A 13869-nucleotide genomic window follows, 5' to 3' on the forward strand; every position below is an offset into this window, starting at 1 on the left:
AATACTACTAAAAGAAACCTCCTTGGATTTTGGGTACACTCATTATATAGGTATTTTTCCTTAAAAAAATACCACTTTTGTGCTATTAACAGAACATTTTCATTCTCCAAAAAGTGCGTTTTTTCCTATTAAACTTGTACATTTCTACACCTCTCGCACTGAATTGCAAGTTTTTATACGAATCCGAGGAAATTCATGGTAGAATATGTTTAAAATACCAGAATAATAGAGGTGATCTGTAAATGAAGAAAACGATTGTTCGAGCAGTTTCGACTGCTGCCTTCCTTTCGGTCGTATATGCGGGTTCGGCATATGCCAGCACCCATACGGTTCAAAAAGGAGATTCACTTTCAAAAATTGCTTCAAAATATCAAACTACCGTTTCAGAACTAAAGAGCTTGAACGGCTTGAAATCTGATTTGATTTTTGTCAATCAAACACTTAAGGTTTCCGCTGCAGCCCAGCCAGCTGTTAGTTTACCTGCACCTGCTGCTTCCCCAACGAGTGTATATGTCGTTAAAAGCGGTGATTACCTAGGGAAAATCGCCAAGCAATTTGCTACAAGTGTGAAAGAGTTGAAAGACCTTAATGGGTTGAAATCCGACATGATTTATGTGGGACAAACGTTGAAGGTTTCAGGAAAGGCTGAGATAGCTACTCCCCCACCTGCTGCCGTGGCATCGCCGCCGGCAAATGTTTCATCCACTGCTGTTTATTCGGTTGTCAGTGGTGATACCTTGAGTAAAATTGGTGTCCAGTATAAAATGACCGTTCAGGAATTAAAGCAGCTTAATGGATTGAAATCCGATATGATTTATGTGGGGCAGAAATTGAAGGTTTCGGGACAGGCAAGTGTCACAACTCCGCCTCCTGCACCAACAACACAAGTTGTTACACCACCCGCTGAACCTGCAAAAACGACTGTATACACAGTCAAAAGCGGTGATACGTTAGGTGCAATTTCATCTAGACATACTATGACTGTCCAGGAACTGAAGAATCTTAACGGATTGAAATCCGATATGATTTATGTGGGACAACAACTGAAGGTTTCCGGTACCGCGAAGGTGACGGAGGTCAAACCACCTGCAGAATCCAGTTCTGATTTCCAGACTGAATTAGTTAGTGTTGCCAAAAGCTTAATGGGTGTCCCTTATGCTTGGGCAGGAAGCTCCTTATCTGGCTTTGACTGCAGCGGCTTCATCTACTATGCTGCAAACAAAGCAGGTTACAAAACTGGCCGCTATTCCGCAGCAGGCTACTATAGTCGCACGCACTACGTCGACCAGCCACAACCGGGCGATCTCGTATTTTTCGAAAATACATATAAAAAAGGAATCTCCCATCTCGGCATCTATATCGGCAACAACGAATTCATCCATGCCGATGAGAAAAAAGGCGTTTCGATAGCAAACCTTTCTAATCCTTATTACACTAAGCACTTTGATGGGTTTAAGCGATTTTATTAAAATGAAGCCAGGCATTGTGCCTGGCTTTTTTAGCTATGTAGAATTGTCTTCGGGACTGAATCGCGGAGGAAGTAGTGAAGCAAACCATCCATGCAGGAAGCACTGCATATTCGGTAGAAAATCCGGTCCCCTACCTCCTCCTCTTTACCTTTTTATCTTGAACTGGTTCCTGTTTTGCTTTTCGTTGAAAGTATAAGAAGAAATCTGTAATGGCCTTTGAGAGAACCAGTATGACGATATAGGTTAGAAACAGGTGAAAATAATTTGCACCATGGTGGAACTCAAACAAATGATGCATCACCAAGATAGGTTTTAAGATGAAGGAAAGACATAAACTTAATAGCAGAGTAAAGAGGTAATAGTTTTTCTTGTTTTTAATCGTCCACTGATACACCAATATATAAAGTACCGGCACCAGTGACGAATCCAAACCCACACTGTTTGGGATAAATGGCACCATTTTATAAGGATACGTCCAAAACGTCTGAGTTGTCCCAAATGAGTCTATATACGCAAACCAAACATGGATATTGAATCCATAGAAGCCAAGCTGAAGTGCCCTTTTCCAATCCATCGCAAAATAGAGGACAATTAAAGGTCCCACAAACATAAGGACATGCAGCCAAAATTGCCACGTATCAAATGCAGAATACTCGAACCAATAGCGGAGCCAGTTGCTTGCACCCTCTAGTTGTTCTTTAACCAATTTATCTAAAGCCTCACGTTGAGCACTACTCATCGGAACCCCTGCCTTGAACATATTTTCCATTTTAATTTACCCAATATTTTTCCGAAAAAGTGGAATCCGGGAAAATATTTTTTGAAAGTGATGGATTATAAAACAGGTTTATCGGCTATCAAAGTAGAATGGTAACCAAAATGAGGAGGAATGAACATGGAGAAATTCGGAATTTACGGAAAGTTGATTGCAAAAGAAGGCGAACGTGAACAGCTGGCCACGATTCTTTTAGAGGCAGCGGAATCCATGGAAACTCTCGATGATTGTGAACTCTATCTCGTGAGTGTAGCACCTGAGGACCCAAACTCTGTATATGTTTATGAGGTATGGAGCAGCGAGAGTGCCCATCAAGGCTCCCTAACTCTGGAATCAACAAAAACCCTCATTCAACGTGCGAAACCGATCCTTGCTGGGATGGAAAGGATATCGACACTTATTCCTAGAGGTGGAAAGGGAATTTAGTTCGAAAAGGTATGAATCTAAAAAGACCTCATTTTTTGAGGTCTTTTTTAAGATGTCATATGATGACTGATATTATGATTTTTTTGAGGTTTTGGTCATCATTGGGCTACAGCTGTTGCAGCAGCGATTTCCTGTAACTTTGCAAACACCACTTTGAAATCTTCTTCATTTGGATAGTGTGCCGATTGCTCAAGTGTAATAAACTCTTTTCCTGCCGGTGCCTTAAGTTTTGCAGTATATTCTCTAGCAAGCTCGTAATTTGTTAATTTATCGTGTGATCCCTGAAAAATATAAACGGGCATTTTCAGTTCATCGACTTCTGTAATGAAATTCACTTCATTCATTTCTGCAAGCAATCCCTTTGCTTTTAATAAGCTAAAGGATGCACCTGAAACGGTCGCCTTAAAAATGTCCCCCAGCAAATAATCAGGGGAAATCAGCGAGGGTTTTAGCATTCCGAAAATGTCGGCTTTTTTTACGTTCTCATCACTGTAGTTATCTCCGCCGTATTTTGAAACAAACTTCATAAAACGTTCTTCTATTTTTCCGGTAAATAGTGGTTTACCAAAGGAATCAAGATCTTCCAGCATACTTTTATCTTTATTTTTCCCACCGATATCCAATAGCCAATCCAGAGCCCGTTGTTGATTTTCTTTCATATTAACAAATTGAGAAATACCAATATAGGCACTGACCTTTTCAGGATGCTGAACACTGTATTTTGTTCCTACTATCGTTCCCCAGGAAGTCCCCGCAATCATCACCTTATCGGTATTAAACCTTTTCATCAAATACTCCACAATGACATCGGTGTCCTCAACAAATTGGTTAATCTTCATTGTTTTCATTGGAATATCCTTGCTATAACTTTTCCCAGAGCCCCTTTGGTCATAGTAAACCGCAACAAAATGATCCGTGATTTCAGGAAAAGCAGTCCTTGCACTTACACCGAAAGGAAAAGGCTGCCCTGGTCCACCGTGTAAAAATAAAATAATAGGCTTCTTTTTATCTTTTCCTTCAATTAGTAAAAACTGCTTCGTGTCATTAACTTTTAGTTCAACGAGCTCGCTGATCCCGCCGTTCTTTACGATTTCCTCTCCTGCTTGTTTAATCTTCCACTGTTTCCCCCACCGAACTGCCAGTAGAACAAGTTTTACCACAACAAGTATAATTCCTATTATTTTTAGATACCCCATACAACTCCACCCTTTTTACTGGTTTTTTAGAAAACTATACCACCTCCAAAAACCTAAATGTGTTGTTTTTTAGGACTTTCGAATTTTTTAAAATAAATCGCTCCTACATCAAAGGGTCTAGGGAACTAGTTTCAGTTCTCAGACTAAAAGAGTACTAACCATTCCTCCATTGACACGATTTCATTTGTTTCAACACTGTATATACTTTAATTAGAAAGTTAAAGGAGGGCTTTACATGATGATAAATATATTGTCCTTTACGATAATGATCAAAAAACGGAAATACTCTATTGAAGAAGCTATCCATCAAGAAATCGTAAAAAAACTATATGAGGAAAATGAAGTTCAGCGATTTTCTAAGTATCATATGTAATCGTTTTTTAGACTTATGGTTTTTCATAGAAGGGATGGCCGTAGGTTACGGCCATTGTTTTATTTTTTGGCTGGGAAACGTTATTCCTTTTTCGATAAAACTAATTGGCCCACAATCGATGAAACCAGGGTATCAAGTGGGTTAATTACTTTTTTAGAAGTCTGGCGCTCAACCTCCTGTGCGGCCGGAACCATAGATAGCTGGGCAACCGAAACAACCCTCTGCTCATTCATTTTTTTCAAAGCATTTGAAACCTGTTTTATGTATTCTTCCTTTTGCCCACGCATGATTAAATCAAATGTATTCTCAATGATCACAGCCTCAATATCCACCGTTTTCTGATGAATGTGTGCATATTCATGCAGCCGATTCATGGTTCCTGATACGGTAGCAGGGTTTGTAAACAGAATGGTCTGTGGCCGTTGGATACGGCAAATGGCTTCAAAGTAGGGTTCATCTATCAGGAAAATCGGCACGTTCATCGAGAGTTGTTCCTTCTTTAATAAGGCAATATAGTTTGTACAGGTAATGAGGATGGCATCCACTTCCGTTTGACCAATCCATTCGATTTGATCCTTCACTTTCTTTTCCGCAGCCCAATCCGGAAAACTCTCGTCGTTTGTCACCCGCTGCAATAATCCAGGATCAACGAAATGACTTAACTCGATGTCATAGGATGAAAATGCGCCTTCGATATAGTCGATATTCGAATAATGTGCGTGCAGGCAGCCCATTCTTTTTTTCACATTCATCACACCTTTTTATTTTTTTCTAGTCGTAACTATCCGGGCCAGTATGTTCTTTAATAAAGTTCTGTTATTGTTCATTGTTGATTTTCGTGTAGGTATGATCATTCATAAGCGGAGATTTTCCGGCTAATGTATGTAGAGGAGACGTAAGAAGCAGATATAAGCGGAGTATTCCGGTTAACTGCTCTAATTAATACAAAATCCTACGATTTGGATCATATAACCGGAAAAACTCCGCTTATTTTTAAGGAAATATGGATATTTCCCAATTTAAACGGAATTTCTCCGTTTATTTTCAAACGCAGTGAACTTAATATTCAGTTAAATAAAGTTAAATCAGATTCCCAATTCCACCCAATTATTATACAATGTAACTAAAAAATCCAGAGGTCTCTATGCTCAAAGAAAATTCTATTATTCTGGTTTTTACAGTGGTCGTCTTTTTAATCATCTTACTTGTTTCATCTACACCCATGCTCCTTAAAATTTTACTCGCCTTGAACGCTGTTGCGCTGCTTTTTCCTATAGTTAGAAAAACTCTGCTTGCAAATAAAGGCAGGAAAATAAAAGTCGCTTTTTATACATCCTTGATCTTTACCGTATTATTTTATCTATTAGCTATCCTATCGGATAATAACTTAACCCTAGAGGTTATACCCTTTTTAGTCATCGTGCTGTTATTTTCCTTAGTTGGAAATTTCGCTTATGGCTTACCAGTCTCCATTATTGCTGAGCTGACATCGAATAAGTTCTTAAACTATCGTTCCTTAATATCGGGATTTATCCATATTGGATTTGGGCTGGGTACATTCTTCATTGAACCAGAATTCTTTATCCCCGCCATCGTTTGCTCCGTCATCTTTTTTGCTCTGGATGAAAAAACAAGCAGAACAACATAAGTGTCTTTATCGTTTTTCATGCATGTACTTCATCCATTTTTTCTGTTTATGACTACTTATGAAATAACCGATTAAACTTGCAGCGGTTACTCCTGCGGACAGGTTCCGAATTAAATCATCAGCAGTATAGGAACCCGCAAAGGTCCCTATCAATCCGAGCAATACAACTTGAAATAAATGCCTTTTATTATTTTCATAGATGGTAAATTGAAATTGTCTTCGTTGCTCGATTTCCTTAAGGTCCGCTAATTTTTGTGGAGTGTCTAGAAATTCAGTTACTGAATGGATCAGCTTAAAAACAGGCTGGGATTGAATCCATTGCCATACCAATGACCATTTGTTATTCCCTTGTTTGTTTAGCCACTCCATGAATACAGGCTTCCCTAGGTCCATCAGTTCCTCCTCTGGGGCCAAATTGCGGATGATTCCTTCAATAGTGACCAAAGAACGTCCTAAAAAAACAAATCTTGTTGGAACCTGAATCGGCAGGGCTTTAATCATATCGTTCATTTCCATTTTTAATGCTAGCAAATCCATTTCCTTTAACTGTTCAGGCTGGAATGAGGCGAATTCGGCCAACAGCTTTTCCATCGTTCTTGTTTCTGCGTCGGGAAGTAAAAATCCTAATTGAGCTAAACACTCCACCGCTTTCTTGTAATTTTTAGAAAGAAAGCTTTCAATTAATTTTTGAAATTGGGCGGCATCCTTTTTGGTGATTTCCCCGATCATCCCAAAATCAAGTAAGATGATTTTCCCCTCCCTCGATACGAGAACGTTCCCAGGGTGTGGGTCCGCATGAAACCTGCCAGGCTCAAGCCATTGAGGCAGGAACAATTTGATAAGCCGTTGGGCAACATCCTTTTGTTCCGACTCGAAATCCGTAATTCGGACTCCATCGACCCATTCCATTACCAGTACATTTGAGGTGCATAGCTCAGGATAGACAGAAGGAATCTGAATGCCCTCCATATCCTTAAATCGCTCTTGAAAAAATAGAATATTGTCGAGTTCCTTCGAATAATCAAGCTCCCGTTCAATCACTTCTTTTAATTCCTTAAACAGCACTTTAAAATTGATAAACCCTTTTGGAATAGGAACAAAATGATCCGCAAACCAAATGATAATGTTTAAAACCCGGAAATCCGTTTGTACAATGGTATCAATATGGGGACGTTTTACTTTAATCGCGACCTCGGTTCCATCCAACAGCCTCGCTTTATATACCTCTCCAATGGAAGCGGAAGCAACAGCTGTTTTCCCGATGGAAATAAACTGTTGTTGCAGCGATTCAGCTGCGAGAATTGCCTCAATTTCACTCCACTCTGATGGCGGAACTTTATCGGTGAGATCCTCGATTTGACTGATGAAAGCTTTCGGCAGCAAGTCTGCTCGTGTACTTAAAATTTGCCCTACTTTAATGAGTAAGCCCTCTAATTCAAAAAGTGTCTTTCGATACCGTTCTCCAATTTTCCCCCAAAGCAGGTCCCAATCCTCTTTCGGCTTTCTTCTAATCTTATACCAATAGATTTGCAGGAAAATGACAAAAGCCATCGAAAGCACCTTAGACATCCGGACCAGCTTATTTCTCATTTTCATTCCTATCCCCTCATTTCTATATGATTACGCGGGATGATGATTCTAAGAATGTATCTGCTACTAAATTACTAAACTCCCTTAAATAATGGAGATAATTTGCGCCCCCATAGTTGTATCTTTTATTGTACAATTTCGCGACGACGAGATTGTATTCTGGACTCACTAATAATGTTGGTCCCGAAATGCCTAGGATTTGGTATGACCCTTTCGGTACTCTTTCACCTATCTCACTTTTTGACGAGGGTGTATCTTGGACATACCAAAACAATCCATTTTGGGGCAAATCTTTATTTTTATAAGGGGGATTTTGGGCCTGTACCGCTAACCGAATCACTTCGCTTGGAACGATTTGCACCCCATTTATGTATCCGTTGTTTAAATGGAGATTCCCCCATATAGCAAGCTCCCGGGCAGAGGTATGCAGATTTGATTCTGTCCCATCCTTTGTGAGGCCCAGTGTATAGGAAGCAGGTTCATTGGGATGATGGATGACCTTCACCAGATGTTCGCTTTTTTGGGTTTGCCAATGTGTTTCCTTAAATCCTAATGGCTTGAACACTCTCTCTTCCAGCAGTTCAGGGAAACTTTTGCCGTAAAGTCTGTTGATCAGCTCCGTTATCATTAAAATGTTAATACCTCTATATTCCCACCCTTCGCCAGCGGAGAATTCTCGAAAAATCTTCCCATCCTCCTCCTGATGTAAACCGTGAGAGTGGGTGACCAAGTGCCTGATTGTTGTTTCCTCTAATAACGCCATATCAAAGTATTTTAATGCTAAGTCATCGAGACTTTTTATTTTCCCCTCATGTAGTGCGTAGGCAACCGCTAACCCTAGATAACTTTTTCGGGCAGAAGCGATATTAAATTGAGAGTTTTCTTGAATTGGCCGAGCCTCAGGGACATTTGAATGATAGCCGCTATAGTGCTCAAGCACGATTTTGTTGTCTTTGATGACTACAAGTGCTGCCGCGCTGCTATGATTGCGTTCCTTTATATCCTCCACATAAGAAATTAATTTTTGAAAAATAAAAGCCACACACCTTTTTAAACCTATTTTAAAGGGAAACTGGGTGATTTGGCTAATTTTAGCAGGTGAGGATTTGTTAGGAAGATAAACAATGGATATTGGCAGGTGGAACAGAGTTTAGGCAGGTAAGTGCTCCGAATTGGCAGGTGTGAAACACATTTTGGCAGGTAGAGGATTTTAATAAAAAAGGTAACTTAAAAACCCAACCTGATTTCAGAATCTACGTTTAATTTCGAACATAAAATCCATATACAGGGAATACAAATACCTGAGCCAGGCCGCAGCCTGGCTTTTTCAGGGGTGGGTTCCGGTCGCTGAATTTGTTAGGCAGATAAACAAAGGGTTTTGGCAGGTGAAACAGAATTTCGGCAGATAAGAGCTTCAGAATGGCATGTGTGAAACACATTTTGGCAGGTAGAGGATTTTTAATAAAAAAGGTAACTTTAAAAACCAACCTGATTTCAGAATCTACGTTTAATTTCGAACATAATATCCATATACAGGAAATACAAATACCTGAGCCAGACCGCAGCCTGGCTTTTTCAGGGGTGGGTTTCGGTCGCTGAATTTGTTAGGCAGATAAACAAAGGGGTTTGGCAGGTGAAACGGAACTTTGGCAGATAAGAGCTTCGAATTGGCAGGTGTGAAACACATTTTGGCAGGTAGAGGATTTTTGATAAAAAAGGTAACTTTAAAAACCAACCTGATTTCAGAATCTACGTTTAATTTCGAACATAATATCCATATATAGGAAATACAAATACCTGAGCCAGGTCGCAGCCTGGCTTTTTCAGGGATGGGTTCCGGTCGCTGAATTTGTTTGGCAAATAAACAAAGGGGTTTGGCAGGTAAAACGGAATTTTGGCAGATTCGAGCTTCAGAATGGCAGGTAGGGAACATATTTTGGCAGGTAGAGGGTTTTTGATAAAAAAAGGACAAAGACCAATAAGATCTTTGCCCATACATCAAGTGATATAATGCATTTCCGCAAATTGTTTGTAGCGTCGAACATCGACCAGCTTCAACCTGTTCTCATGATCGCCTGGTGTAAACATCGGAATCCCCCGCCCAAGAATGGAGGGAGCAATTTGAATGATAAACTCATCCACCAGCTTTGCTTGCAGCAGCGGCTTCAGCACCTCTCCGCCGCCAACGATCCAAATCGAATTGCCTTCCTGTTCCTTCAGCGATTGGGTAAACCCAACAATATCCTCATTGATAAATGTTACATTTTCCGTAGAACCCGTTACCGTCCGAGAAAAAACATAACATTCCTTCCCTTCATACGGGAATTTTGCCGGCGAGAGAATGTTGATTTGATCATATGTGCTTCTGCCCATTAGAATTGTATCCACATTCTTATAGAAGTCATCGTATCCCGTCTCGTCTTCACCTTCCGTCCCAATCAACCAATCCAACGAATGATTATCCCGGGCAAGATACCCATCCAAACTTATCGCCCCGTAAAATACTAACTTTCTCATATCATATGCCTCCCGTTAACAATAATGGCAGTTCAGCAAGATCATTTATCACGTAATCCGCTTCTACCTGATTCCATTGAGGGTCTGCCTTCCAAATCCCCATCATCCCAACATTCTGCGCTGCTTTTACATCATTTTCAGGATGGTCTCCGACAAATATGCTTTCACCTGCCGCAACATTCAGCTGCTCTAACGCTTTCTTAAAAATTACAGGATCTGGCTTTTTTATTCCTTCCCATTCCGATATTAAAATACTGCTAAAATACTTTTCAATTCCCAAAGCCCTGATATTATCCAGCTGAAACTGCCCTCTGCCATTTGTAATCATCCCTAAAAGGAGATTCATACTCTTCAATTCTTCCAACATACGAATGAGATTGGGAAATGGAACGCAGTGATTTTTAAATTCATCGATATAATCTTGAAGCAGGCCCTCCCACGTAATCTCCGTAATCCCAAATTCCTTTACCATTTGCTGGTACACCTTATCTTTCCATACATACCCGCGCTGATCAAGTTCAATAAACCTCTGCACGTAGCTCTCTCGTGGAATATGCCTGAAATTCAACCTCTCGTATTGCCGATTAATATAGCTTTTTACAGACGAGTCTCTATCTAATAATGTTCCATCTAAATCGAATAGAACAGCTTTCATCATGTTTTGCACACCCCCTCTTCTATTTTAACAGCGATCATTTTTTATAGTGCTTCTAAAGAAGCATTCTTTTTTAAGAAGTTGTATAATGGAATACGTGCTGTTTCACTTACGGAGGGTTTAGGGATGAATTTTTTTATAAAGTTAAATGCGATTAGTGCCTTATATGCTTTAGCGTTGTTTACAGCAATCGAACTCATTATCAATGTATCTCATATTAGCAGCATAACAGGATGGAAATGGGATGATGTTTACATTGTCATTGCTGTTATAAATGTGATTGGACTTTTACTATTAACCCTGATGTTCATTAGGTTAACAAAAAAATGGAGACAAAAAAGCTTTTGGTCTCTCATTTTGTGGCTGCCTTATTTTATCCTGCTATTCTTATTTTTCACTTTTGTTGTTCCCCTTAATTCAGGAGTAACTCTTTTTCCGAGATTTAGCCTGCTGATTTTTGGGTCTTGCTTGCTGTTCCCGGTTTACATCTTATTTATCAATCAATATTCTTCACCTATAAGTATAGATGAAGAGGAAATAATGCAGCCTTGAATGGTTTCGAGTCAAACCGGCTCTAGAAAAGGCTCATCATTAGAAAAGCAGTGGATCATCTCCACTGCTTTTTTCATCCTGCCCTCTCCATGAATCACTTCGACTAAACCAATTAGGTTTTAAAATGGAGCTGATTTATAATCATTTATAGGAAATTAGTATGAAGGAGAATACTTTGTGTGGAAGCTTGTATTTCTATGTTTTGGTATTTTTAACGTCGCAACATATATGATATCTAACGTTTCTTAATCTATATCCTTTAGAAAGTAATAAACGAAAATAGATAGTATACATCTTAGGCTAGACCCTTTTCTCAATAGCTTTTGAATGGTTTTGTCTACACACTAAATTTTTTTATTACAATGAGTGGAAACTATGGTATTCAGCAATCGCTTATCCATTTATATTTTCAACTCTTCTGTTTAATATATAGCTCGTTCGAAAACTCATTCACTCTAAATAAAATAAATTATCACTATTCAAAATATTTATGCTAAAGTAAGTTTAACAATTTTCTCTGGGAAGGTGCAGATAAAATGGAGAACTTTTATTTGTTTGTAGTTATGTGTATTCTGCTGATTCTATTGCCTGGCCCTGATACCGCCATCGCTACAAAAAATACGCTTGTTGTCGGAAGGACCGGTGGATTTAGAACCATGTTCGGCACCTGCTGCGCCTTACTCATTCATACATTGGCGGCGGTCATCGGTCTTTCAGCGATTATTGTGAAGTCAGCCTTGTTATTTTCTGTCTTCAAATACGCAGGTGCTGTGTATCTCGTGTATTTAGGTGCCAAGACATTATGGGCACTCAAAAACAAGAAAACCACACCTGAAATCAATGCCGAAAGTAAATATGAAGGCAAATCCTGTTTTAAACAAGGTTTCCTGACTAACCTTCTCAACCCAAAAGTCGCTGTATTTTTCCTAACCTTCCTGCCACAATTTGTGCATGCCGGGAGCGACACGTTTCTTCCGTTTCTCACCATGGGAATCACGTATACGACCTTAACCGCAGTATGGTTTTTGTTGTACATTTATTTGCTTAACCAAATTAGTGCTTTCATGAAAAGGCCTAGGACTCAACGTGTAATGGAAGGTATTACGGGTACGATTCTGATCGGCTTCGGGTTAAAGCTGGCTCTTGAAAAGACACAACATTAAAAGAGCAACTAAGAGGGCCCGCTAAATGATTAGGGGTTCTGATTAACACCCGAGCTGATAAATAGACGGAGAAATTCCGCTTAATTCGTTAACTCTAGTTAAAAAAGGTGTAAATAGGCGGAGAGATTCCGCCTATTTACTCGAAAAGTTCAAAAATGTTGGATTTTTCCTTGTATAACCGGAAATTTTCCGCTTATTTACCCCGATACGAGCTCCATTCTGCATTTAACCGGAAAATCTCCGCTTATTTTACGCTGAACCGCCTCGTGCTGCTTAACTTTTTCCTCCCCACACTGTATTAAAACAAAATGGCTCAGTCTAGTTGAACTGAGCCATTTTTCTATTCATTTTTGGCATGAATTAAGCAGTTTTTGTAATCAAGCTCGGCTACCCGAGGCTGTTAAGCATTTGAAGGTGTTCCTCTCTTTGTGAGCATGGTGCTTCTTTCTTGGTCATCTGTGCTGCCTACTAATGGTGTGTTCTCTGGAAGAATATAGTTATATCCGGTATCTGCATAGATTACGACCTGCTCATTTATATTGCCGTTGGCTTGAAACACATATACTTTCCGTAGTCCCATATTCGGGTCTTCCAATTGAGCTTCTTTAACAAACTGATATCCGCTGAAGCCATTTATTGTCATAACTACCATAGCTTCTTCTTTCGTCAAGTTCAGCGGAACATTAGAAAAAGTAAAATCGTCCAATTTCCACGTTCCATCAACTTTTTTTATCGTAACTCTTTCTGTGTTAGGGCCCGTTAGTTCATTCTGAGGGACAATATACTCTATAATTACTTTTTCACTAGTTGAAACGATCATTTTAAAGCGTAGGGCGTATCCAGTAGGACCAGGAAAATAACTTGCATCACAGCCAATGTAACAATAGTCCTTAGCGATCTTAAACAAGTTCGTTTTTATGAGTTGCTCTGTTGCAAATGGCTGCAAATCCTTTGACATAGATTGATAAATATCATCCGTTAAAACCTGATTGACTAAATTATACTTGGGTCCAGCTTCATGATAGACAGTTCTAATTTTATCAACTAAATCATCCATGATCACTTTCGTTTGCTCTATAGTAAGTGCAGCCTGCTCATTCGGCTTTTCTTTGGCGGGTGCTTCTTTGGTTGGTTTTTCTTTGGCTGGCGCTTCTTTAGCTGGTTCCTCTTTGGTTGGTACTTCTTTAGCTGGTTCTTCTTTGGCTGGCTCTTCTTTAGCTGGTTCCTCTTTGATCGGTGTTTTTGGTTTTTCGATTGTTTCTGTTTCCTTTATCTCTTCTTCATCCTTATCCTTTCCACAGGAAGCAAGCAAGCATAACAGCAGTATACCGCTAAGCAGCAGTATCATTCTTTTCCTCATGAAATATCCCCTTTTATTACTAAAATTTTTATGACCAAAGACTTATCCATCCTTCTCATTCTATGAAAATAGTACAATATTTATACTCACTTCATTCATTATAATCTGTTAGGTTTCACCTGCGAAACGATGACCTCTCCAAAAA

Annotated in this window: 15 protein-coding genes; 7 read left to right on the top strand and 8 right to left on the bottom strand. The window is 39.5% G+C overall.

The window, feature by feature from the left end:
- Positions 1-242: 242 nt before the first annotated feature.
- Complete coding sequence (locus V7108_RS22360; RefSeq protein ID WP_335569491.1) at positions 243-1469, top strand: C40 family peptidase; 1227 nt, start codon at positions 243-245, stop codon at positions 1467-1469.
- Positions 1470-1599: 130 nt separating this feature from the next.
- On the opposite strand, the gene V7108_RS22365 is transcribed toward V7108_RS22360, so the two are convergent.
- Positions 1600-2208 carry a CBO0543 family protein gene (locus V7108_RS22365; RefSeq protein ID WP_335569492.1) on the bottom strand — a complete coding sequence of 203 codons (609 nt, stop codon included), beginning with the start codon at positions 2206-2208 and terminating at the stop codon, positions 1600-1602.
- Between the two features lie 156 nt (positions 2209-2364).
- Between V7108_RS22365 and V7108_RS22370 the strand changes: the two genes are divergently transcribed.
- The gene (locus V7108_RS22370) at positions 2365-2670 is read left to right on the top strand and encodes a putative quinol monooxygenase (RefSeq protein WP_335569493.1); all 306 of its coding nucleotides are present in this window, start codon (positions 2365-2367) and stop codon (positions 2668-2670) included.
- Positions 2671-2768: 98 nt separating this feature from the next.
- Here the strand turns inward: V7108_RS22370 and V7108_RS22375 are convergent, their stop codons facing one another.
- Positions 2769-3866: an alpha/beta fold hydrolase gene (locus V7108_RS22375; protein WP_335569494.1), complete on the bottom strand. Its 1098-nt coding sequence runs from the start codon at positions 3864-3866 to the stop codon at positions 2769-2771.
- Between the two features lie 235 nt (positions 3867-4101).
- On the opposite strand from V7108_RS22375, the gene V7108_RS22380 reads away from it, so the two are divergent.
- Positions 4102-4239, top strand: coding sequence for a YrzI family small protein (locus V7108_RS22380; protein WP_335569495.1), 138 nt, complete (start codon positions 4102-4104; stop codon positions 4237-4239).
- An 80-nt stretch (positions 4240-4319) separates the two neighbouring features.
- Here V7108_RS22380 and V7108_RS22385 read toward each other — a convergent pair whose 3' ends face one another.
- Complete coding sequence (locus V7108_RS22385) at positions 4320-4991, bottom strand: aspartate/glutamate racemase family protein (protein WP_335569496.1); 672 nt, start codon at positions 4989-4991, stop codon at positions 4320-4322.
- A gap of 392 nt (positions 4992-5383) precedes the next feature.
- On the opposite strand from V7108_RS22385, the gene V7108_RS22390 reads away from it, so the two are divergent.
- Entirely contained in the window at positions 5384-5887 is a 504-nt protein-coding gene (locus V7108_RS22390) for a hypothetical protein (protein WP_335569497.1), read from the top strand.
- Positions 5888-5893: 6 nt separating this feature from the next.
- On the opposite strand, the gene V7108_RS22395 is transcribed toward V7108_RS22390, so the two are convergent.
- The 4 genes from V7108_RS22395 to V7108_RS22410 all read right to left on the bottom strand — a co-directional run bounded on the left by V7108_RS22395 (position 5894) and on the right by V7108_RS22410 (position 10652).
- Positions 5894-7483 carry an ABC1 kinase family protein gene (locus V7108_RS22395; RefSeq protein WP_335569498.1) on the bottom strand — a complete coding sequence of 530 codons (1590 nt, stop codon included), beginning with the start codon at positions 7481-7483 and terminating at the stop codon, positions 5894-5896.
- Positions 7484-7499: 16 nt separating this feature from the next.
- Positions 7500-8519, bottom strand: a complete 1020-nt coding sequence (locus V7108_RS22400) for a serine hydrolase domain-containing protein (protein ID WP_335569499.1) — start codon at positions 8517-8519, stop codon at positions 7500-7502.
- Between the two features lie 956 nt (positions 8520-9475).
- Positions 9476-9994, bottom strand: a complete 519-nt coding sequence (locus tag V7108_RS22405) for a dihydrofolate reductase family protein (protein ID WP_335569500.1) — start codon at positions 9992-9994, stop codon at positions 9476-9478.
- Position 9995: 1 nt separating this feature from the next.
- Positions 9996-10652, bottom strand: a complete 657-nt coding sequence (locus V7108_RS22410) for an HAD family hydrolase (RefSeq protein WP_335569501.1) — start codon at positions 10650-10652, stop codon at positions 9996-9998.
- Positions 10653-10775: 123 nt separating this feature from the next.
- On the opposite strand from V7108_RS22410, the gene V7108_RS22415 reads away from it, so the two are divergent.
- On the top strand, positions 10776-11201 hold the full coding sequence (locus V7108_RS22415; RefSeq protein ID WP_335569502.1) for a hypothetical protein: 426 nt from the start codon (positions 10776-10778) through the stop codon (positions 11199-11201).
- A gap of 536 nt (positions 11202-11737) precedes the next feature.
- Positions 11738-12364, top strand: coding sequence for a LysE family translocator (locus V7108_RS22420; RefSeq protein WP_335569503.1), 627 nt, complete (start codon positions 11738-11740; stop codon positions 12362-12364).
- Positions 12365-12764: 400 nt separating this feature from the next.
- Here the strand turns inward: V7108_RS22420 and V7108_RS22425 are convergent, their stop codons facing one another.
- Complete coding sequence (locus V7108_RS22425) at positions 12765-13421, bottom strand: hypothetical protein (RefSeq protein WP_420489208.1); 657 nt, start codon at positions 13419-13421, stop codon at positions 12765-12767.
- On the opposite strand from V7108_RS22425, the gene V7108_RS26960 reads away from it, so the two are divergent.
- Positions 13420-13758, top strand: coding sequence for a pentapeptide repeat-containing protein (locus tag V7108_RS26960; RefSeq protein WP_420489209.1), 339 nt, complete (start codon positions 13420-13422; stop codon positions 13756-13758). The genes V7108_RS22425 and V7108_RS26960 overlap by 2 nt on opposite strands.
- Positions 13759-13869 lie beyond the last annotated feature (111 nt).

Origin of the sequence: Neobacillus vireti, assembly GCF_036962345.1 — a bacterium.
GTDB lineage: Bacteria > Bacillota > Bacilli > Bacillales > Cytobacillaceae > Neobacillus > Neobacillus vireti_A.

Bases quoted from the DNA above. Each gene is read 5' to 3' on its own strand.
- V7108_RS22385 (WP_335569496.1), bottom strand. From the start codon at position 4,991: ATGAATGTGAAAAAAAGAATGGGCTGCCTGCACGCACATTATTCGAAT.
- V7108_RS22405 (WP_335569500.1), bottom strand. From the start codon at position 9,994: ATGAGAAAGTTAGTATTTTACGGGGCGATAAGTTTGGATGGGTATCTT.
- V7108_RS22360 (WP_335569491.1), top strand. From the start codon at position 243: ATGAAGAAAACGATTGTTCGAGCAGTTTCGACTGCTGCCTTCCTTTCG.
- V7108_RS22380 (WP_335569495.1), top strand. From the start codon at position 4,102: ATGATGATAAATATATTGTCCTTTACGATAATGATCAAAAAACGGAAA.
- V7108_RS22425 (WP_420489208.1), bottom strand. From the start codon at position 13,421: ATGGATGATTTAGTTGATAAAATTAGAACTGTCTATCATGAAGCTGGA.
- V7108_RS26960 (WP_420489209.1), top strand. From the start codon at position 13,420: ATGATCACTTTCGTTTGCTCTATAGTAAGTGCAGCCTGCTCATTCGGC.
- V7108_RS22390 (WP_335569497.1), top strand. From the start codon at position 5,384: ATGCTCAAAGAAAATTCTATTATTCTGGTTTTTACAGTGGTCGTCTTT.
- V7108_RS22415 (WP_335569502.1), top strand. From the start codon at position 10,776: ATGAATTTTTTTATAAAGTTAAATGCGATTAGTGCCTTATATGCTTTA.
- V7108_RS22375 (WP_335569494.1), bottom strand. From the start codon at position 3,866: ATGGGGTATCTAAAAATAATAGGAATTATACTTGTTGTGGTAAAACTT.
- V7108_RS22370 (WP_335569493.1), top strand. From the start codon at position 2,365: ATGGAGAAATTCGGAATTTACGGAAAGTTGATTGCAAAAGAAGGCGAA.
- V7108_RS22410 (WP_335569501.1), bottom strand. From the start codon at position 10,652: ATGATGAAAGCTGTTCTATTCGATTTAGATGGAACATTATTAGATAGA.
- V7108_RS22395 (WP_335569498.1), bottom strand. From the start codon at position 7,483: ATGAAAATGAGAAATAAGCTGGTCCGGATGTCTAAGGTGCTTTCGATG.
- V7108_RS22420 (WP_335569503.1), top strand. From the start codon at position 11,738: ATGGAGAACTTTTATTTGTTTGTAGTTATGTGTATTCTGCTGATTCTA.
- V7108_RS22365 (WP_335569492.1), bottom strand. From the start codon at position 2,208: ATGAGTAGTGCTCAACGTGAGGCTTTAGATAAATTGGTTAAAGAACAA.